The organism is Acutalibacter caecimuris, assembly GCF_034335085.1.
Lineage (GTDB): Bacteria > Bacillota > Clostridia > Oscillospirales > Acutalibacteraceae > Acutalibacter > Acutalibacter caecimuris.
Map to the genome: position 1 here is coordinate 14258 of NZ_JAWXXJ010000011.1, position 18158 is coordinate 32415.

The 18158-nt window shown below is 54.0% G+C and carries 23 protein-coding genes; 9 read left to right on the forward strand and 14 right to left on the reverse strand.

What is annotated here, in order from left to right; translation table 11 throughout:
- Nucleotides 1–2 precede the first annotated feature (2 nt).
- The 11 genes from U8U01_RS07900 to U8U01_RS07945 form a co-directional block, all read right to left on the reverse strand.
- On the reverse strand, nucleotides 3–452 hold the full coding sequence (locus tag U8U01_RS07900; RefSeq protein ID WP_322173157.1) for a phage holin family protein: 450 nt from the start codon (nucleotides 450–452) through the stop codon (nucleotides 3–5).
- Between the two features lie 15 nt (nucleotides 453–467).
- On the reverse strand, nucleotides 468–683 hold the full coding sequence (locus tag U8U01_RS07905; RefSeq protein ID WP_322172321.1) for a hypothetical protein: 216 nt from the start codon (nucleotides 681–683) through the stop codon (nucleotides 468–470).
- Nucleotides 680–1093 (reverse strand): carbohydrate-binding protein, encoded by a 414-nt coding sequence (locus tag U8U01_RS07910; protein WP_322173159.1) that lies wholly within the window; start codon nucleotides 1091–1093, stop codon nucleotides 680–682. The genes U8U01_RS07905 and U8U01_RS07910 overlap by 4 nt, the downstream gene beginning before the upstream one ends.
- Nucleotides 1090–1404: a hypothetical protein gene (locus U8U01_RS07915; RefSeq protein WP_322173161.1), complete on the reverse strand. Its 315-nt coding sequence runs from the start codon at nucleotides 1402–1404 to the stop codon at nucleotides 1090–1092. Before U8U01_RS07915 ends, U8U01_RS07910 begins: the two co-directional genes overlap by 4 nt.
- Nucleotides 1405–1785, reverse strand: a complete 381-nt coding sequence (locus U8U01_RS07920; RefSeq protein ID WP_161473108.1) for a hypothetical protein — start codon at nucleotides 1783–1785, stop codon at nucleotides 1405–1407. It abuts the gene before it with no gap.
- 12 nt (nucleotides 1786–1797) lie between these two features.
- Complete coding sequence (locus U8U01_RS07925) at nucleotides 1798–2913, reverse strand: RNA-directed DNA polymerase (RefSeq protein ID WP_322173163.1); 1116 nt, start codon at nucleotides 2911–2913, stop codon at nucleotides 1798–1800.
- Nucleotides 2914–3123: 210 nt separating this feature from the next.
- Entirely contained in the window at nucleotides 3124–3270 is a 147-nt protein-coding gene (locus tag U8U01_RS17445) for a DUF6273 domain-containing protein (protein WP_367575613.1), read from the reverse strand.
- A 36-nt stretch (nucleotides 3271–3306) separates the two neighbouring features.
- Entirely contained in the window at nucleotides 3307–3726 is a 420-nt protein-coding gene (locus U8U01_RS07930) for a hypothetical protein (protein ID WP_322173164.1), read from the reverse strand.
- Nucleotides 3727–3794: 68 nt separating this feature from the next.
- Nucleotides 3795–4697: a DUF6273 domain-containing protein gene (locus U8U01_RS07935; RefSeq protein WP_322173166.1), complete on the reverse strand. Its 903-nt coding sequence runs from the start codon at nucleotides 4695–4697 to the stop codon at nucleotides 3795–3797.
- A 12-nt stretch (nucleotides 4698–4709) separates the two neighbouring features.
- Nucleotides 4710–5084, reverse strand: a complete 375-nt coding sequence (locus U8U01_RS07940) for a phage tail protein (RefSeq protein ID WP_322173168.1) — start codon at nucleotides 5082–5084, stop codon at nucleotides 4710–4712.
- A gap of 1 nt (nucleotide 5085) precedes the next feature.
- Nucleotides 5086–7248: a phage tail protein gene (locus tag U8U01_RS07945; RefSeq protein ID WP_322173170.1), complete on the reverse strand. Its 2163-nt coding sequence runs from the start codon at nucleotides 7246–7248 to the stop codon at nucleotides 5086–5088.
- Between U8U01_RS07945 and U8U01_RS07950 the strand changes: the two genes are divergently transcribed.
- The 5 genes from U8U01_RS07950 to U8U01_RS07970 all read left to right on the forward strand — a co-directional run bounded on the left by U8U01_RS07950 (nucleotide 7247) and on the right by U8U01_RS07970 (nucleotide 10810).
- Nucleotides 7247–7864, forward strand: coding sequence for an ATP-binding cassette domain-containing protein (locus U8U01_RS07950; RefSeq protein WP_367575611.1), 618 nt, complete (start codon nucleotides 7247–7249; stop codon nucleotides 7862–7864). The genes U8U01_RS07945 and U8U01_RS07950 overlap by 2 nt on opposite strands.
- Nucleotides 7861–8580 (forward strand): ABC transporter permease, encoded by a 720-nt coding sequence (locus U8U01_RS07955; RefSeq protein WP_322173171.1) that lies wholly within the window; start codon nucleotides 7861–7863, stop codon nucleotides 8578–8580. The genes U8U01_RS07950 and U8U01_RS07955 overlap by 4 nt, the downstream gene beginning before the upstream one ends.
- Nucleotides 8581–8875: 295 nt before the next feature.
- Nucleotides 8876–9205 (forward strand): HTH domain-containing protein, encoded by a 330-nt coding sequence (locus tag U8U01_RS07960; RefSeq protein ID WP_322173172.1) that lies wholly within the window; start codon nucleotides 8876–8878, stop codon nucleotides 9203–9205.
- Between the two features lie 192 nt (nucleotides 9206–9397).
- A complete protein-coding gene (locus U8U01_RS07965) occupies nucleotides 9398–9649 on the forward strand; it encodes a helix-turn-helix domain-containing protein (protein ID WP_322173173.1) in 252 nt (83 codons plus the stop codon).
- Entirely contained in the window at nucleotides 9650–10810 is a 1161-nt protein-coding gene (locus tag U8U01_RS07970) for a tyrosine-type recombinase/integrase (protein ID WP_322173175.1), read from the forward strand.
- Between the two features lie 443 nt (nucleotides 10811–11253).
- Here U8U01_RS07970 and U8U01_RS07975 read toward each other — a convergent pair whose 3' ends face one another.
- Both U8U01_RS07975 and U8U01_RS07980 read right to left on the reverse strand, forming a co-directional pair.
- On the reverse strand, nucleotides 11254–13572 hold the full coding sequence (locus U8U01_RS07975; RefSeq protein WP_322173177.1) for a M56 family metallopeptidase: 2319 nt from the start codon (nucleotides 13570–13572) through the stop codon (nucleotides 11254–11256).
- A complete protein-coding gene (locus tag U8U01_RS07980; protein WP_322173178.1) occupies nucleotides 13569–13934 on the reverse strand; it encodes a BlaI/MecI/CopY family transcriptional regulator in 366 nt (121 codons plus the stop codon). The genes U8U01_RS07975 and U8U01_RS07980 overlap by 4 nt, the downstream gene beginning before the upstream one ends.
- Before the next feature lie 309 nt (nucleotides 13935–14243).
- Here U8U01_RS07980 and U8U01_RS07985 point away from each other — a divergent pair, with 309 nt between their 5' ends.
- The 3 genes from U8U01_RS07985 (at nucleotide 14244) to U8U01_RS07995 (ending at nucleotide 16099) form a co-directional block, all read left to right on the forward strand.
- The gene (locus tag U8U01_RS07985) at nucleotides 14244–14417 is read left to right on the forward strand and encodes a hypothetical protein (RefSeq protein WP_322173179.1); all 174 of its coding nucleotides are present in this window, start codon (nucleotides 14244–14246) and stop codon (nucleotides 14415–14417) included.
- Nucleotides 14418–14525: 108 nt separating this feature from the next.
- Nucleotides 14526–15743, forward strand: a complete 1218-nt coding sequence (locus U8U01_RS07990) for a tyrosine-type recombinase/integrase (RefSeq protein ID WP_322173180.1) — start codon at nucleotides 14526–14528, stop codon at nucleotides 15741–15743.
- 203 nt (nucleotides 15744–15946) lie between these two features.
- Nucleotides 15947–16099, forward strand: coding sequence for a hypothetical protein (locus U8U01_RS07995; protein ID WP_322173182.1), 153 nt, complete (start codon nucleotides 15947–15949; stop codon nucleotides 16097–16099).
- A gap of 218 nt (nucleotides 16100–16317) precedes the next feature.
- Here the strand turns inward: U8U01_RS07995 and U8U01_RS08000 are convergent, their stop codons facing one another.
- Nucleotides 16318–16722 carry an RrF2 family transcriptional regulator gene (locus tag U8U01_RS08000; protein WP_166542252.1) on the reverse strand — a complete coding sequence of 135 codons (405 nt, stop codon included), beginning with the start codon at nucleotides 16720–16722 and terminating at the stop codon, nucleotides 16318–16320.
- A gap of 141 nt (nucleotides 16723–16863) precedes the next feature.
- Between U8U01_RS08000 and U8U01_RS08005 the strand changes: the two genes are divergently transcribed.
- Nucleotides 16864–18150, forward strand: coding sequence for an O-acetylhomoserine aminocarboxypropyltransferase/cysteine synthase family protein (locus U8U01_RS08005; protein WP_322173184.1), 1287 nt, complete (start codon nucleotides 16864–16866; stop codon nucleotides 18148–18150).
- Nucleotides 18151–18158 lie beyond the last annotated feature (8 nt).

Here is an 18158-nt window from a genome sequence, read left to right on the forward strand (position 1 = left end):
TTTTATTTTGTCTGTTGTTCCCCCGCGTCCTCTACGGTCTTTTTCAGTTTATCAATGAGTTTCAGCAGAAAAGCGGGGAGAGGTACGCCAATCTCCGAAATGTTCTCGAGGATAGAGATACACTCATTGAGTACGAGCCAGATAGTCACGAGCAAGCCGAAAAAGAAAAAGCCGCCGAAATCAATACCAATTTCCGCCCCCGCCACCTGCACGACCCAATCCGCGACGATAGCCACGGCGACGGCGAGGAGATAGGCGACTTTCTTCACGATACCCAGCACTCCCACGCGGGAGGAGAGCTCGCACTTGACCCACGCGCTAACCATGCCGGAGAGGTAGTCGATAACCATAACTCCGGCGAGGACAAAAACCGGGATAGCAAGCTCCCGGAGATAAGCGGTAGCCGCCGCCATAGCGACCGCAATAGCGGCCTTTAAGGTTGTTTCTTTCATGTTGTTTTACCTCCGTTATTCTTCTATGTAGTCGAGTACGACGGTCTCTTTCCCCGGCAAAAGAGCGCACCCGCGAACGTGGTAAATCTCCCCGCCCACGAGAACACCCTCGCCCTCGTCCTCGCCGCACACGAGATAAAGGCCGGGAGCGGTGAGGCGTACCCATATCAATGCCTCTAACCGGGCAATCTCTACACCCCCTTTCGAGACCGTGTAGACCGCCCGACTCATTCTACCCGCTCCCATGCCGCCGGGTATTCCTCCGGCGACCATGTATTTCCGTCTATCGTGCTCCGATAGATGGAGCCCTTGTAAACGACCTTATCGCCCTTTTTGTATGCGTTGTGCGCCCCGGTCGGCCTTGTCCACTCGTCGAGGCCCGTCTCGCCGTCCACCTTTACCGGGCTCCAAAGTGACGCGGCGGCGGGCGGGCTCCACTCCGCCGCCGACGTGTGAGCGGTCTCGCACTTGTAGAGGCCCCCTTTATGCCGTACCCGTGTCCCGGCGGCGTAGTCCCGGCCCGGCTCCCACGCCGGGAAAAGCTCGACGGCCTCGAGCGCGGTCTCGTCGTCCAGCCCGGCGGCGGAGACGCTCCGCTCTATCACGGCCCGGAGCTTTTTCGCTTTCTCTACGGAAATCATTCGCTACTACCTCCCGTCAGAATGTTAATAACCTCCTCGGCCTGTTCGACGAGGAGCGTCCCGCTCGTCTCCTCGAGCGTGGCCTCCTGTTCAATGCCGAGGAGCTCCCCGCCGGGGAGCTTAAAAACAATGTCCTCGGCGGTCTTGACCGTGTTCCCGTCCTCGTCAGTGTGCTCATAGGGGAGCTTTACGCACACACCCCCGGCCTCCGCCGGGCCGCACGGGACATAGGAGCCATTTTCCGCGACCTTGACGTATACCACCGTATCAGAGTATCCGGCGAAAGCGCCCTCGACTGTGACTTTATACATTTACCGTCCCTCCCTCGGCGGCTCCCCGAGCCTCGCCCGGTAGAACGCCGTTAAATCCTCCGTCTGCATAGTACGGAGTAGGCTTTTCCAATAGGTGTTATCGGCCTCCGGCCATTTCGCCGGGTCGAAATCCTCGGCGGCGAGCTCCGGGCGGCGCTGGTAGTGCTTATAGAGCCGCTCGAGCATTTCTTGACGGAAAGCGCCCTCGGTTGTGTTCTGCCGGAAATGCCCCCAGCCGTTTTCACTCGTGGCGGCGCAAATGCGGCGACCGTCCGGCGCGAAAAGGTATCCGTCCCGCTCCTCGCATACTGTACCGTGCCGGAGGTTAAAAGGGCCGTCGATACCCTCCCCCCGGAAACGCTTATAGACGATATACTCCATATAGTGACCTCCCTACGCGGCGAATAGCTCGCGGTATTCTCTTTCGACCGTCTGCACGGCGAAATAGTCGTTAAACCTCCTCATGTGCCCCCGGAACGATGTAACGGACGTATCTACGTCCTCTTTCGCCATTCTCCCGGAGTCTACCCAACGGCGGAAAACCTTTAGCTTGTCCCTCATGTGCTTTATGCTCTTGTAGCAAGCCCGGCGGATAACCGCGCCGTTTTTCCCGTAGCGAAATCGCACCTTGAGGAAAGTAAAGCCTCGCGAGAGCTTGACTATCTGCGTCTTTTTCTCGTTTAGCTTTATCCCGAGCTCGGTGCAAAGCCTCTTGATATGCCCGAGGCACTCCCGGAGCTTTTTCTTTGAACGATGGATAATACACCCGTCGTCCATATACCGCTCGTAAAACTTCATGCGGAGCACGTCTTTTACGAAATGGTCGATTTTGTTCGGGAGGGCGATAGCGGCAATCTGCGAGACTTGACTCCCGAGGCCGAGGCCCACGTCCCCAAAGCATTTGATAAAATACTCGGAGATAGATACGAGTCGGTCGTCGAGGCCGCTCTTTTCAATTTCCCGAAATACCGGGCCGTGTTGCGCGGTATCAAAGTATTTTGAGAAGTCGAACACGAGGACATAGCCCTCGCGCCCGTGCTGTCGGTAGTGCTTTGTGAGAAAGCCCGAGACCCGCCGGACGGCGAAATCGTAGCCTTTCCCCCGGAGGCTCGCCCCGTTGTCATAGATAAACGTCCGGGAGAGCATAGGTACAAGGGAGTAATCACATAGGCAACGCTGGACGACGCGCTCGCTTATGTGGACGCTCCGAATATGCCGGGGCTTTCCTCGCTCGACTAAATCAAACTCATAAAAGCCCTTTGTCCGAAAACGCCCGGCGAGCAATTCGTCGTGCGTTTTGTTGACGTTCGCGAGGGCGCTCGCCTTGTACCTCTGTGTGCTCGCTTTCCACCCTACGCCTTTCACGGACTCCCGATAGGAGCCGTACAAGTGCTCGAATGAGAAAACGCGCTCAAAGTCTCCGTATTGTTTCGCAAGCTCCGCCCGCCTCTTGAGACGGGCGGCTTTACGGCGCTGGTAGCGCCGCTCGTGTCTTTCTGCGCTATTCATAAAAAAATGATACCTCGCACAATTCTTTCTATGTCGCGTTGTCTAAATTGCGTAACGGTGGAGTCATGAAACGGCGGTAACGCGCAAGCCGCCGCCATGCAAAAAGCGTCCGGCTCCCCGTGTCGCGGTATAGGTTTGTCGTCCCGCCTGTTGGCGGTCGGAGGGGTCGTATCCCCCTTTTGCAAGGGCGCGGCTTTAACTCGTTTCAAGCTATTCGGTCTGGCCCGTGCGAAATCCCGGCGTGAACGCGAGCGAATAATTCGCGTTGTTGTTGTTGACCGTGCCGTCTGTGTTCACATTCACGAAATTGTTGGAGTTGCTACGATTAGGCGAACGGAGCCACCAATTAACGGCGATACGGGATACGGCCCAATCGAAACGGAGCGATAGGGCCTATCGGCTCTTGTCGCTCCGCTTGATTTTGGATATTTGAGAAATCTCGTCGGTTATCTTCCCGACCCATTCCTTGAGGACGCTCGCCGGGAGCTTTTCGCGGTTTACGCTCATAAAGGCGAGGTCGAGTACGTCCAGCATGGAGTTATAGTATCCTTGCGCGTTCTCGTAGAGCTCCCGCCGCCGCTGGATATTCCGTCGGCGTATCTCCTCCGGCGCTTTCTCGTCTATGAAAATGAGATTTGCCGTCTTTATGAGCCTATACGCCCTTTGCGCCGCATTGTAGAGCGGCAAGGAAAAATAGAACGTATGGGATTTCGGGAGTATCTTTACCCGGTCGTATGTAAAGACGTAAATCTCCCGCGCAAGGTCGAGATAGTCGGCGGGGCTTTCGCCCCGCCGGGATTTCGGTACGCTCATTTACTGCCCCCTTTCCTCTTGTGGCGTTGGAATTGCGCCCATTGAGGGCGCAATTCTCGAGGCCCGAATTATACGCAAAAGCCCGGCGTGAACGCGAGCGAATAATACGCGTTGTAGTAGTTGACCGTGCCGCCTGTGTTCACAATCACGAAACCGTCGGAGCCTCTACGACGAGGCGAACGGAGCCACCAACTAACGGCGATTCCCGTGGCGTTGTACTTGTACTTTACCTTGCTGTTTCCGGCCTTGTAATAGTCGTACTGCGCTTGCTTGTTGGCCTCGTATGTGTTCGCGTAGGTGATAGTCCCGAAAACCTCATACTCCGAGAGGAGGAAAAAGTAATCGGTCGTCGCGGTTACGTTGGCCTGTGCGGTCGAGGCGTTTCCCGTGTTGTCTGTGTACTTTGTAACGCTCTTGAGGTTAGAGCGGAGGTCTGAGGGGATAACCCCGAGGATTGTCCCCGCGTAACTCGTGAGGCTCGTCCCGCAAATCCCGGTACGCATTTGCGAGCTATTCCAGCCGCCCGCGTTGGTGTTGCTCGCGTTCATAACGAAATAGCCCGCGCCCGGCGCGGCCCATGAGCTGTCCGGGCCGTACTTGTTATCGTAGAGAGCTACGTCCGTCCCGCCGGAAACGGCGGTCTTGCCCGTGTCCAGCGCCTTAATATTTTCCTGTACCGCCGTTTGGTCTGCCGCCGTGAAATAGCGCCCGATAATATCGCCCTTTGTCCACGAGCGCGGGGTCGTGCCGTCGTACCCCCTCTCGATGGTGAGGACGTTCCCGGCCTTTGCCGTCATGAGGACGGTCTCCGCCGTGGTGGTATCTGCGCCAATCGTCAAAATGTTAGGCGCGTCCGGCAAGATAGAGCCGTCGAGGACGGTTACGCTCGTGTCGGAGGTCGTGAGAGCTCCGGCGAGCGTGGTCTCCGGCGTGTTCGGCTGTGCCGGGTACATTGTCTTTAACTCTGCCATTGTGTAACCCCCTTAATAATCCCCGCCGCCGCGAGAATTGCAAAAAGTTTGAGAGAATACCGCGCCGACAATACGGCTCATAGTGTCCGGGAGTATCTCGACCGTATGCCATGCGTTACGGAGGTTAATCTTGTCCTCGTCGTCGATAACGCGGACGATTTCCCCCGGCCTAAACCGCGAGAAAGCGTCTTTCGTGAGACGGTGGAGGTCGATAGCGCCTATCTCATAGGAGACGTAGGGCTCGGCGCTCTCCCGTAAAATCTGCTTTGCGTATGCCTTGAGATTTTCTGCGACCTCATACCGGGTATCGACAAGGATATCGACGCTCCGAAAGACGACTCCCATAGCCCCGCTATGGGTATTGTTGAACGTAAAGCCCAGCGCCACGTTATACCACTCCTTTCCCGCGAGATTTCGCTTTCTGCATATTGTAGAGCTCCCGCGAGATTTTCTTAACGTCGGCCTCCTCGCGGACGACGAGCTCGGCAATATGGAAATTGTTCGTTACGTTCGTGTCCCCGCCGCCGGAGACCGCCGCCCGGCTCCGCTCGTCTGTCAGAGACGGGACGGAGGCGGCGACTTGCTCTATCGTTGCTTTCGCGGAAAAGCCCGTCTCTATCTCCCCGATGGAGTCGGCGAGGGAGGCGTTTACTTTCTTCATGCCGCCCTCTACCTCGTCGAGCATTTCCGCCGTCATATTGCCGTAGGCTTTGACCGCTTTCCCCTTGTTCTTATCGAGGCCGACGACCGCGCCCTCGACATTCATTTCCGAGACCCACTCCATTTTTTTAGATGGAGAATGAATACCGAAAAAGTTTAGGACATTATCCCAAATACTCTGTACCCAGCTTGAGACGTGATTCCAAAGCCACCCGGCTAACGACTGGATACCACTCCAAAGACCGCGCACTAAATTAGCGCCTATCTGTACGAACTGGCTTACGCCTTGCCCGAGTGCGTTCACCATGCCCGTAATGATTTGAGGCATAGCCCGGACGAGCTCCGAGATAATCGTCGGGAGGTTTGTAATCAGGGACGTTAGGAGCTTTACGCCCGTCTCGATGATTTTCGGGATATTGCTAACGAGGGTATTTACTACCGACGATATAATTTGCGGTAGGGCCTGCACTATCGTCAAGATGATTTGCGGGAGGTTGGTAATCAGCGCCGTTAAAAGCTGGACTCCCGCCTCGACGATTTCCGGCAAATGGTCGAGGAGCGTCGTTATTGTGGACTCGATGATTTGCGGCAATACCTCGCATATCGTCGTAATGATTTCCGGGAGAGCCTCCACGAGCGACGTTAAGAGGGTGATACCCGTCTCGATTATCTGCGGGATAGCCTCGAGGAGCGACGTAACAAGGCTCTCTATCAGCGTCGGGATTGCCTCGAGCAATACCGGGATAGCGTCTATCACGCCTTGCGCGAGCCCTGTCACGAGTTGGAGGGCCGCGTCTATGAGGAGCGGTATATTTTCTATGAGGGCTTGTACTAACTGCGTGATAGCCGCCACCGCCGCCGGGATAAGCTCCGGGAGCGCCTCGGCGATACCCGTAACGAGCCCCGACACGATTTGTATAGCGGCCTCCGCGAGTTGCGGGAGCGCCTCGACGAGCCCCTCTATGAGCGTTGTAATGACGGAGACCGCGCCCTCTGTGAGTTGCGGCGCGGCGTTCGCTATCCCGCCCAGCACATTTATAACGATTTGAGCGCCAAAGTCGAGGAGCTCCGGGAGCTTGTCGGCGGCTTTCCCGATTATCCCGTCGATAGCGTCGGCGAGCGCGTCCTCGGCCCCGTCCGCCCCCTCCATGAGCCCGATAAAAGCGTCTACTACCTCGGAGATTGCCGGGGCGAACTCGGCGACGAGCTCGCTCTTTACGTCCGCCACCGTCCCGCCGAGGCGGGCGAGGGTATCGTCGAGCTCCGCTTGTGCCTTGTTTGCCGCTATGAGCGTCGCGTTATTTTCCTTGAAAATATCGGTCGCGTTTTGATATGTGCCGGAGAGCGTGTCGGTAATGAGGGCCGTCCGCTCGGCCTCGTCCGCACACGCGGCGAGCTTTTCGTTAAACTCGTCCTCGGAGATACCGACCCAATTCAGCGCGTCGGCAAGTGCGCCCGTGACCTGTCCGACCTTTGCGGTCTCGTTCGACGCTTCTATGAGGCTGTTTATCGGGAGAGCGTCGCCAAACGTACCCGTAACCCCGGCGGCAATATCCGCCCATGTAGCAACGTCCTTTTCCGAGGTCGCAAGTTGCGCGAGTAGTTGCGCGGACTCCGTATCCCGTCGCCCTCTCGAGCCACCCGAAAAGCGTTTGTATGAAAGCCTTTTGAAAGAGGTCGAGCTCGAGGGTAGCCCCGAGCGTCCCTTGTGACTGTTTGCAAAACCGCTCGACGAAAATAATCGGGCGCTCGCCCGTCTCCTCGTCGAAATACCACGGCGAGCCGTCCGGCGGCTCGTCCATTTCCCGCACGAGGCGACCGTAAACGGCCTTGAATGTATTGAGGGCTTGCGGAAGTATGACAGCGGAAGTATAGTCATCAGCGGGCGCATGGGGATTCAGCTGCAGTCAGCCTCTCTGCCTGCCTACATCAAAGGAATGGAGGCTGTTCGTCTTTTTGCAAAATGGAATAAGGCAACGGTCAATACCTCTATGTTGGTGGCATTAGGTGTAAACGATCTGAGCGGCAAACAGTATCGGGAGATGTCAACCGGGCAGAAACGGCGGCTGCATTTGGCACTGGCTTTAATCAGCGATCCAGATATCGTGTTCTTAGACGAGCCAACTGCCGGGTTGGATGTCGAGGGGAGGATCGCTCTCCACGAGTATATCCGCACTCTGAAAGCCCAAGGAAAAACGATTTTGTTAGCCAGCCATGACATGGCCGAAGTAGAGAGCCTGTGTGACAATATCGCAATTCTGAAAGACGGCCGGATAGCGTTTAAGGGAACAGTGAACAAACTGACGGAGGCGGTCGGAAAACATTACAATATCTGTATCAAAACAAGCCAGGGAACAGAAACCTTTGAAGCTGACAACATTGGGGAAAGTTTGATCTCCATATTGAAAGGTTATCAAGAAAAGAAGATGGATATTCAAGACATCCAGGTAGACCGTGGCTCTTTGGAACAGCATTTTGTAAAAATAGCAAGGGGGAGTAGGGAATGAACGGCTTTTTATATGGAATTGAACTGCAATGGAAACTGGACTTAAGAAGCAAAACAATGTTGATAACGTGCTATGCCGTTCCACTCCTGTTTTTTGCAGTCATGGGAGGAATCTTTACATCTGTTATGCCGGATAGCCGCGAAACTTTGATCCAATCCATGACAGTCTTTTCCGTCGCCATGGGTGCGCTGATTGGGTTGCCGCCATCGCTTGTGGAAATATACAGGAGCGACGTGAAGAACGCATATCAGGCGAATGGCGTGCCTCTGTCATTAGGATTATTTTTGACGAATATTTCAGCATTTGTACATTTGCTCATTATGAGTTTCATCCTTTATGTCATTGCGCCGGTTGCCTTTGATGCAAAAATCCCGGCACATCCGGGAACATATTTCGCGGGGTTGATCACCCTGATAGCCGTATCGCTTAGCATTGCCAGTGTGATCGGTTTAGCCGCAAAAAGCACGGCGAATACGTCAATGATATCTATCATGTTATTTCTTCCCTCTACGATGCTCTCGGGGATCATGTTTCCAAGCGATATGCTGCCCAAGGCATTTGTGATGGCTGGCAAATTATTTCCCGCGACATGGGGATACGCATTTTTGACTGAGAGTACGTTTATTTGGAATAACCTCTGGCCTTTGCTTGTGATCTTCGTTATAGCTGCACTATTGTGCGCTTTTTTGATGAAGAGAATTGAAACACGGCAATAGGAACGAAAAAACTGCCCAGCGGCAGAAAGGAAAGACACCGCTGAGCGAAAAGACTTTTATACTTGGCTTATCTTCAGTTGCGGCGGTTTTGAGAAATCAGAACCGCCGCATTTTTTGGTGTATAGTGTATAGAGGAAGGGACGCTAAGCAGTTACGGTAGTTCAAGGGCACACTAATATTACAGTATTGATAGAGTTTGGGGAAATCTTTTCAAAAACTTTTGTAAAGAGGACATTAGGTGTCCAGTTTATAGTATATCCTTTGTGGAAAGGAGCAAAGGGAAGGAGATGAGTACATGAGTGCCGTCGAGCGGCGACAAGCCTTGCTTGAAGTTTTATGCCGCCGGCGGTCTGACACCTATGCGAATTTAGCCTTTGAATTTGGCGTATCAAAAAAGACAATTCAGCGAGATGTCGAGATACTCATATGCTCATATCCAATCGAAACTGTCCGTGGACGCTATGGAGGCGGGGTTAAGGTCGTAGGGGATTATCCCTATAACAGCCATGCCTCAAAACGCACGCTAAATTGCGAGCAAACAGAACTGCTCGTGCGGATAAGGAAAATGTTATCGGGAAAAGACATAGATACTCTTGACAGTATTATCACCGGCTTTGCTCCTTGAACTACATAGCACCTTGAAAACCGCATAACAGCGCACAAGTAATGCACCGCCCGTACCGCAGGGTCAAAGGGGGGTACTGGTGGATAGGCCTGGACGGTTTAGTCAGCCGTTGTCACCATTCGCTGGTATCGCGCCACACGCCAACGTGGGCTTGTGCGCTGCATTTATACCCAAATGAAAGAAGTATGAACTATGGCAAATAGTATTTTTGCAAATTACCCGGATGTCGTATCGGTGGATGATGTACAAGCCATGCTCCACATCGGCAGAAATGCCGCTTATAGCCTACTGCAAAGTGGGGCAATCTCTACGGTGAGGGTGGGGAAGAGGTATATAATTCCGAAAGCCAGCGTGATTGACTTCTTGGGCTTGAATAAGGGCGCGAAACCTGCTATAATGAATCCATCAGGTAAAGCGTGTGAAAGCCTCGAAAGGAGTAAATAAATGGCAATCACGGGCTTTGTAACAACGAAAGGCGGCAAGTACTATGCCGTACTGAATCTCCATGACGAGAACGGAAAGCGCAAGCAAAAGTGGTTTCCCACTAACCTGCCCCTGAGAGGAAACAAGCGCAACGCTGAGAAGATTTTGCGCACCTTGATAGACGAGTGGGAGGCTAAGGACATACCTTTCTGCCAGCTAACCTTTGCCGACTACTTAAAGCAGTGGATTAAGCGGGCCGGGGTGAACATCAAGCCTAACACCTATCGCACTTACCAGGCCATGGTCGCTAATCATATCGTGCCGTATTTCAAGCAGCACCCAGTATTGTTGCAAGAGTTGAAACCCACAGACCTGGACGCTTATTACCAGGTCAAACAGCAGCCAGGGAGCAAACAGAACGGCAAAGGTACGCTGTCAGCTATGTCCATCCGGCACCATCATCAAGTAATCTCTAAAGCTCTAAATGACGCGGTGCATGACAGCCTAATCCAGTATAACCCTGCCGCAACCGCAAGAAAGCCAAAGGCCGAGCGCTACAACGCCAGTTTCCTCAATCCGGCAGAGATAGACACCCTGTTGGCCTTATTCATTGGGAATGTGGTGGAGCTGCCGGTTAATCTATGCGCTGTGTATGGCTTTCGCAGGAGTGAAGTGCTTGGGCTGAAATGGGAGCATATCGACTTCGAGACCCGCACTCTGACAGTCACAGAAACGCTCCAGCAGGGCGTTAAGGGCAATTATGTGGACACTCCAAAGACCAACAGCAGCTACCGCACCTTGCCCATGACAGACAGCGTGTACGCGCTCCTAAAGACACAGAAACGCGACCAGGAGCGCATACAGGCTGCTCTCGGCAAAGGGTACATACAGAGCGACTATCTATGCACCTGGGCAGACGGAACGGTTATATCACCCAACTATCTGTCCCGCACGTTCCATAACATCATTTCAAAAAGCAGCTTACCTAGTGTCAGACTTCATGACTTGAGGCATAGTGCGGCCAGCAATCTGCTAAACATGGGCTTTTCCATCGTCCAGGTACAACAGTGGCTGGGCCACGGTAGCGCGTCCACCACGCTGAATTTCTACGCCCACGTCGATAAAAATTCCAAGCTGGACATGGCCGCTGCCATGGAGAAGGCCATCTATCAACCCACCTGATGGATTGGGTGATAGAAAAATGATAGAAAAACCGCTGGAAACTGATAGAAAGCAAAATGAAACCCCCGGAAACCCTAGAGTTTCCGGGGGATAAGTGGCAGGGGCAGAAGGATTCGAACCCTCGGCACGCGGTTTTGGAGTGGATGTGGAAAAGGCATCAGCGGACATATACCAGCCAGTTTTCCGCGCGGTTGAGCCGTTTGTCTTTCCAAGACACACGTCCGAAAAATTTTTGATGATTTATTGTTGATTTCCGAAATTCTCAAGCCCAAAACCGGAGCTTTCCAACATGAAAACAAGCCGCTTTTGAGTGGATTGGGCATAACGATGGTAGTGATAGTAGCATAGAAATAACACTTTGTCAAGTCGGCAGTACTTCTCAATTTTTGCGCCGCTAAACAAAGAAAGCATTTCCAAATCATACCATTTACTTCTCCAAAATCTTAAAAACGATACGACAGCATAGCTTTAACTCCCTTTAGCTTCCCATCCCCATCATAAACCGTAACCAGAGCGATCTCCCCTCCATCCGTAGACTTAACAGAGAACACACCGCCTCCCGGCCTCATGTCCGTAAAGCTGTCTACAGCCTTGCCTTCATACCGTATGCTCCTCTTGCCGTCCTTCTCCTGATAGCTCACCCCATAGGGCGCATACTTCTCCATACGCTCCGCAATGGTCTCCCCGGAGCTGTCGCCAGTACCTTCAGTAGCGGTGGCTTCAGCGTTTATGACCGCCCCGCTCTCCACGAAACTTTTATCCTCCGCGCTTTCCTGCAAGCCGGTGAGCTTGCCTCCCTCATAGACGGCCTCCAAGTCCAGGCCCTTCGTACCCAGGCTGTTGCACACCCACAGCTGGCGTTCCGGGTCGAACAGGCTGCGCACCGGCTGGCCGTTCCAGCTCATGGAGAGGCTGCCTGTTGGGCTGTTGGCATTCGAATCAAAGGTCAGCCCAAACTTTTCGTACCGCTTCAGCTCCTGGGCAGTGCGCTCAGCCTCGTACTGGAATTCAGCACCCACATACCGCTGGCCCTCCAGGGCATCCAAAAACATCTGCTCAGGCTCAAACTCCTCCAGCCGCACCAGGGGCCCCATCAGGTTGTAGCTGCCGTCGCCGTTGTCCACCCTCTCCCGGATGGTGCGCACGTCCACGCTGCCCTCTGGGTCGTAATGCTCGTACTGAGAAACCCATCCGCCCTCATGCTCCGCGCCGTCCACAAAGATGCGCACCCGCTGGCCGTTCCAGTACAGGTTGCCGTCGCTGTTCTGGAAGGTAAGCCCGCAGCTCTTGTAGTCGTCGAAAAGGCTCGTGTAGTCGAAAGTATCATCGTAAAAATCGGACTGCTCTTTTGCCTCTATGGCGTTCTCCCAGTCCGCGCTGCCAACCACCCGGTCAAGGGGATTCATTACCAGCATGGTGTTCTCATCTCCGTCAACGGTCTTGGAGACAAGATAGCCGCTCTCAATCATGTTCAGAATTTCCTCGTACTCGGCTATTGTCTCGTCCACCATCTCCTGGGTCCAAGTGAACCAGCCGGTGCTTTGTGTCCAACCTTTTGAGCCGATCATATCCTGCAAATCCCTTTTCTCGTTCTCTAACCATGCGGCGTATTCTGCGGCAGTCCACCACTCGACCTCCGGCTCGGGGTATGCTGCGGCGAACTCCTCGTCGGTCATGGCGGTCCAGGTCTCGCCGTCATCGAAGCTGTAGTAGGTGGTGCCGTTTTCATCGGTATAGGAAACCAGAGCGGCATCTTTGTTTTCCACCACATAGCTGGTTTGGGGTGCATCATTATTATTGTTATCCGCGCTGGCGGAGGTGGCAAAAACTGTCGCTGTACCGCCTATTAGGCAGATGGATAGAGCCAGCGCAATCATAGATTTCCTTTTAATAGTCATAATTGATTTTATCCTTTCTTCAATAGGAGCTTTGCTGAAATAATTTCCTATCAGGGGCGGCCCGCCTCTGCGCTCCTCCATGCGGATAAGCGCCATGGCGTACCCGGACCTCATGTCCTGTCCCAGCTGCCGGAGTACCGCTTCATCGCAGGCCAACTCGATGTCCAGGTTGGCAAAGAACAGCATGACCCAGACCAGCGGGTTGAACCAGTGCACGCAGAACGCGGCAGCCAGCGCCAGCTTCAAAAGTCCGTCAAACCGCCAGATATGCGCCCACTCGTGGGCCAGCACGCAGCCTAAAGTTTCCCTGTCGTCCCAGTCTGTTGACTTGGGCAGGAGTATCACCGGGCGCAGGATACCGTAGGTCAGCGGTGCGGCTATTCTGTCCGACTGCCGGACGGTGACCGGGCGGCGAAGCCTATGCTCCAGGAGCCAAACACTCACATAGTCGTTGTGAACAGGCAGTGCCTCCCGGAACTCCCGGCGGCATTTTACATAGACTGCCATAAAGTACCAGGAGCATACCAAGAATCCTGCCAGCCAGAGCGCGACCCAGGGGTCAACGCTTGCGGCAGCGCCGCCCACAGCAGTAGGCGTTCCGGTGGCTTCGCCCGCCCAAGCGGAAGGGGAGAGGGGCGCTATTGCTGGCCCGGGCTGGTGTACCGCAACCGGCACGGGGCGGCTCAAAAGCGAGTACACACTGCACGGCGCGGGCAGGGAAAATGGTACCAGCAGGCGGATCAGCACCAGCCACCACAGCGCCGGGAACAGCCGCTTGGGCAGCCGTTGTAGAGCCAGCGTTCGGACCAGCAGGATCGCCAAAATCATGGCCGCGCCGGACAGGCTCATTTGCAGGAGGCTCATTTCTCCACCTCGCCCTCAACCATCTGTTTCAGCCGGTTAATTTGCTCCGCCGAGAGCTTTTTGCGCCCCAGCAGCGCGGCGAACAGCTTATCCACCGAGCCGTCGTACAGCTTGCCTATGAGCTCGTCGGTCTCGGCCTCCTGCACGGCCTCCTTTGGAATGAGGGCGTGGCAGAGAAAGCCCGGCTCACTGCGCTCGATAGCCCCCTTGGCGATACACTTTTTGATGACGGTATAGGTGGTGTTCATGTTCCAGTTGGTCTCGGCCTTAAGGATGTTAGAAATCTCCTTGGCGGTGTGGTCGCCGCCGCGCCAGAGGACGTTCATTACCTTGAGTTCGGAGTCGAATAGCTTGATTGGCATTTTTATCGGTCCTTTCTTTGAAACTATTGCAATAGTTTACACGTTTATACTACCACAGTAGTGCTAAGCTGTCAAGACTATTGCAATAGTGCAAATGTAAAGAAATTGTGAATAGAACGATTATCAGGATAAACAAAAAGCAGATATGCAGGACTATGAAAGATTTTCCAGTCTCAAAGGGCGCAGAAAACAGTCAGAAAGACAAGCAGGTTAAAGCGCGGGGTCTACCGCGCGGAAGACATCGGACGGCAGAGCCGACCGTCGGGGCAAAATGAGGGATTTTTCTTTCTGAAAATCAGGGGTCGGTGGATGAATGGTAGTTTTAGGCAAGAATATGCACGAGATAACCTGCCCATGGGGCAGGGCAAGCATAGCGTCCGGCTATACGCCGTCCGCATGAGCCGGGAGTTCCCGGCTCTCCCCCTGCCCCCTAAAGGGGAGTTGGAATGGCTTTGCTCGGCGCTCAAAATTTGCGCCGCATAAACAAAGAAAGAGCTTTTTCGGGAGGGCAGAAAAAGTAAGAAAAATGTTAGTAGACTTTCGCGGCAAGGTGTGGTATGTTGTGTTGTTGACGAAAGGAGGCTGACAAGCATGGCACAAAAGAAACTGCTCACAAATGGAAAGGCCTTTAAGCGAACGGATGACCGTTGGGGTGGTACAGTTTGGTACATGGATGAGCGAGGAGAGCGCAAGCGCAAATCCTTCTCCGGGACCACCAAGGTGGAAGTCACTAAGAAGATGACCGACTACGTTGCGGCCTTTAACGAAGAATTGCAGGAGTCCGATGAATCCCACAAGACACTCAAGGAGAGCATGACCCACTGGCTCCAAGTGTTCAAATTTCCCTCAGTGGAGCGCACGACCTACGACCGTTGCGAATGCACTGTGGAGCACCAGATTTTTCCTCTGCTTGGTGAGAAAGTGGTGGGTGACATCACCGCAGCAGACCTTAAGGAAGTACTGAACCACTGGATGAACCAGGACTACGCTTACACCACAGTCAAAAAGGTTTACATTGTCCTAAACGAATACTTCCGCTACCTGACCCAACAGGAAATCCTGGTGAAGAATCCCATGAACAGCGTACCCATGATAAAGAAATCCAATTTCATGGCGGCGCAAAACAAAGAAGACCTACCCACGCAGGAAACGGTTACCGTGTTTACGCCAGAGGAAATAGAAAAATCCAAAGTCGAGGCGTTCAGTAAATTCAGTAACGGTAAGCCCAAGTACCAGCAGCCAGCGGCATACATTCTCATGCTGAACACAGGTCTACGCACAGGGGAGCTGCTGGGCCTGCTCAATAGCGACATTGACCTGGAGCATAAATATCTTGAGGTGCGCCAGGGAGTAAAGGAAGTCTGCAAGCGGGATGGGGTAGAGTACACACCCGGCAGAGAGGTCAAGGTTGGCAAAACCAAGACCGCCACCAGCAAGCGCCGTGTGCCGCTGAATCAGGCCGCAGTGCAGGCGGTAAGGGAGTTACGCCAGGAACGCAACTTCGGCCCCACAGCGCCCCTCGTGAGCGACGAGAAGGGCGGCTACACCAGGCCGGTGAACTTCCGCAAGAGGTACTACCGGATTTTGAAAGCAGCGGGCATAGATCAGAAAGGATTGCACAGTTTAAGACATCATTTTGCGACCCAACTGATAAACGGCATGAAACAGCCCGACGGCACCATCAAAGCACTCTCGCCCCGGCAGGTGGCCGACCTCCTGGGCCACAGCACCTCACAAATCACCGAGATGTACTATGTCAAAAAAGACACAACCCGCCTGCAAGGAATCACGGACGGGTTCAATTTTTAGCCAAAGCCAGCGTGAGAGGGGAAAGCACCCCGTAATTTTGATGATTTATTGATGCTGTGCCAGACGGAAAAGTTAGAAACGGATGCGAACAGATACGAAAAAACGGCAAAATACACGCCCAGGGGAGCGGCAATCCAGACCGTATACCACCACCCTAAAACACGAGAAAAGCCCGGAATTCCAAGGAATTCCGGGCCAAGTCTGTGGCAGGGGCAGAAGGGCTCGAACCCTCGGCACGCGGTTTTGGAGTGGATGTGGAAAAAGCATTAGCGGGCATACAACAGCTGGTTTTCCATGCGGTTGGGCCGTTTGTGTTTCCAAACGGTACGCATCAAAAGATTTTGATGATTTATTGATGATATCCAAATTTTTGGAGCCAAGAAACAGACGGTTTCGCCTCCACAGGCAGCGAGTTTTTGAGTGATAAGGGCAACCAACTCTGTGAAGGTAACATAAAATTTGAGATAAGCCAAGCAACTTTTACCCACCAAAATCTGCGCCGCAAAACTAAAGAAAAGGGGACCCTTGCAAACGAGAACGGTACTGAGTCTATATGACAGCGCCATGAGATAACTCACTTTCCGACGATTAGGTCCGCCAGCGTAATCGGCTCAAGATAATCCGAAATCACCTGGTCCAACCCCTGCCAAAGAGGCAGCGTCCGGCACCGGTCTTTCCGGGGGCAAGGCGCCTGTCCCGGCTTCAGGCAGGCAACCGGCACCAGCGTCTCCTCCATAAGCTCAAGGATAGACTTCACGCTGTATTCTTCCGAAGGGCGGTTCAGTCGGTAGCCGCCTCCTTTTCCCCGCATGACGGCAAGGAAACCGCCTTTGACCAGTTCCTTCACCACGATTTCCAGATATTTTTCCGAAATTTCCTGGCGCCCGGCTACATCCTTCAACGGCACATACCCCTCTGCCTGGTGTTCCGCAAGGTCCAGTAGAAACCGCAGCGCATACCTTCCTTTTGTAGAAACCATCCCAAATCCTCCTTTCTTTTTCCTATTATACCACAAGGTAAATAGGGTTTCAAGATGCGCAATATACCTATTGACAAACTAGGTTAATAGGTATATAATGGAAGCACTTCATCGAATGGGAATAGAAAGGAAGGTTGCTTTATGAATTATAAATTTGAAACCCTACAGCTGCATGTTGGGCAGGAGGAGCCCGATCCTGCTACGGATGCCAGGGCTGTGCCTATATACCAGACCACGTCCTATGTCTTCCGGGATTCAGCCCACGCAGCTGCCCGATTCGGGCTGGCTGATGCCGGAAACATCTATGGCCGTTTGACAAACTCCACCCAGGATGTGCTGGAGAAGCGCCTTGCGGCTTTGGAGGGCGGTGTGGCGGCGCTGGCTACGGCCTCCGGTGCGGCCGCTATCACCTACACCATCCAGGCGCTGGCCCAGGCGAGGGACCATATCGTGGCCCAGAAAACCATTTATGGCGGCAGCTACAACCTGCTGGCCCACACCCTGCCTCAGTACGGCATCAAGACCACCTTTGTGGATGCACACGACCTGAGTGCAGTGGCCTCGGCAATCCAGTCCAATACAAAGGCCGTCTATCTGGAAACCCTGGGCAACCCCAACAGCGACATCCCTGACATCGACGCCGTTGCGGAAATCGCCCATTCCCACGGCCTGCCGCTGGTCATCGACAACACCTTTGGCACGCCCTTCCTCATCCGTCCTATTGAGCATGGGGCCGACATCGTTGTCCACTCCGCTACGAAATTCATCGGGGGCCATGGGACGACCTTGGGCGGCATCATCGTAGACAGCGGCAAATTTGACTGGAAAGCCTCCGGGAAATACGCGCCCATTGCGGAGCCGAACCCCAGCTACCATGGTATCAGCTTTGTAGACGCTGTCGGCCCTGCCGCTTTTGCCACCTATATCCGGGCCATCCTGCTCCGGGACACTGGGGCCACCATCTCCCCGTTCAACGCGTTCCTGCTCCTTCAGGGCGTAGAGACCTTGTCCTTGCGTTTGGAGCGCCATGCCGAAAACACCAAAAAAGTGGTGGAATATCTCGCCTCCCATCCGCTTGTGGAGAAAGTCAACCATCCGTCCCTGCCCGGCCACCCGGACCATGTCCTATATGAAAAATACTTTCCAAACGGCGGCGCGTCCATTTTTACGTTTGAGATCAGGGGCGGCCAGGCGGAAGCCCACAGGTTCATCGACAACCTGGAGATCTTCTCCCTACTGGCCAACGTGGCGGATGTGAAGTCCCTGGTCATTCACCCGGCTACCACCACCCACTCCCAGCTTTCCCCGGAAGAATTGCTGGACCAGGGCATCAAGCCCAACACTATTCGCTTGTCCATCGGTACGGAGCATATTGACGATATCCTAGCTGATCTGGAGAAGGGCTTTGCCGCTGCGGCGCAGAAATAATCAGAAGT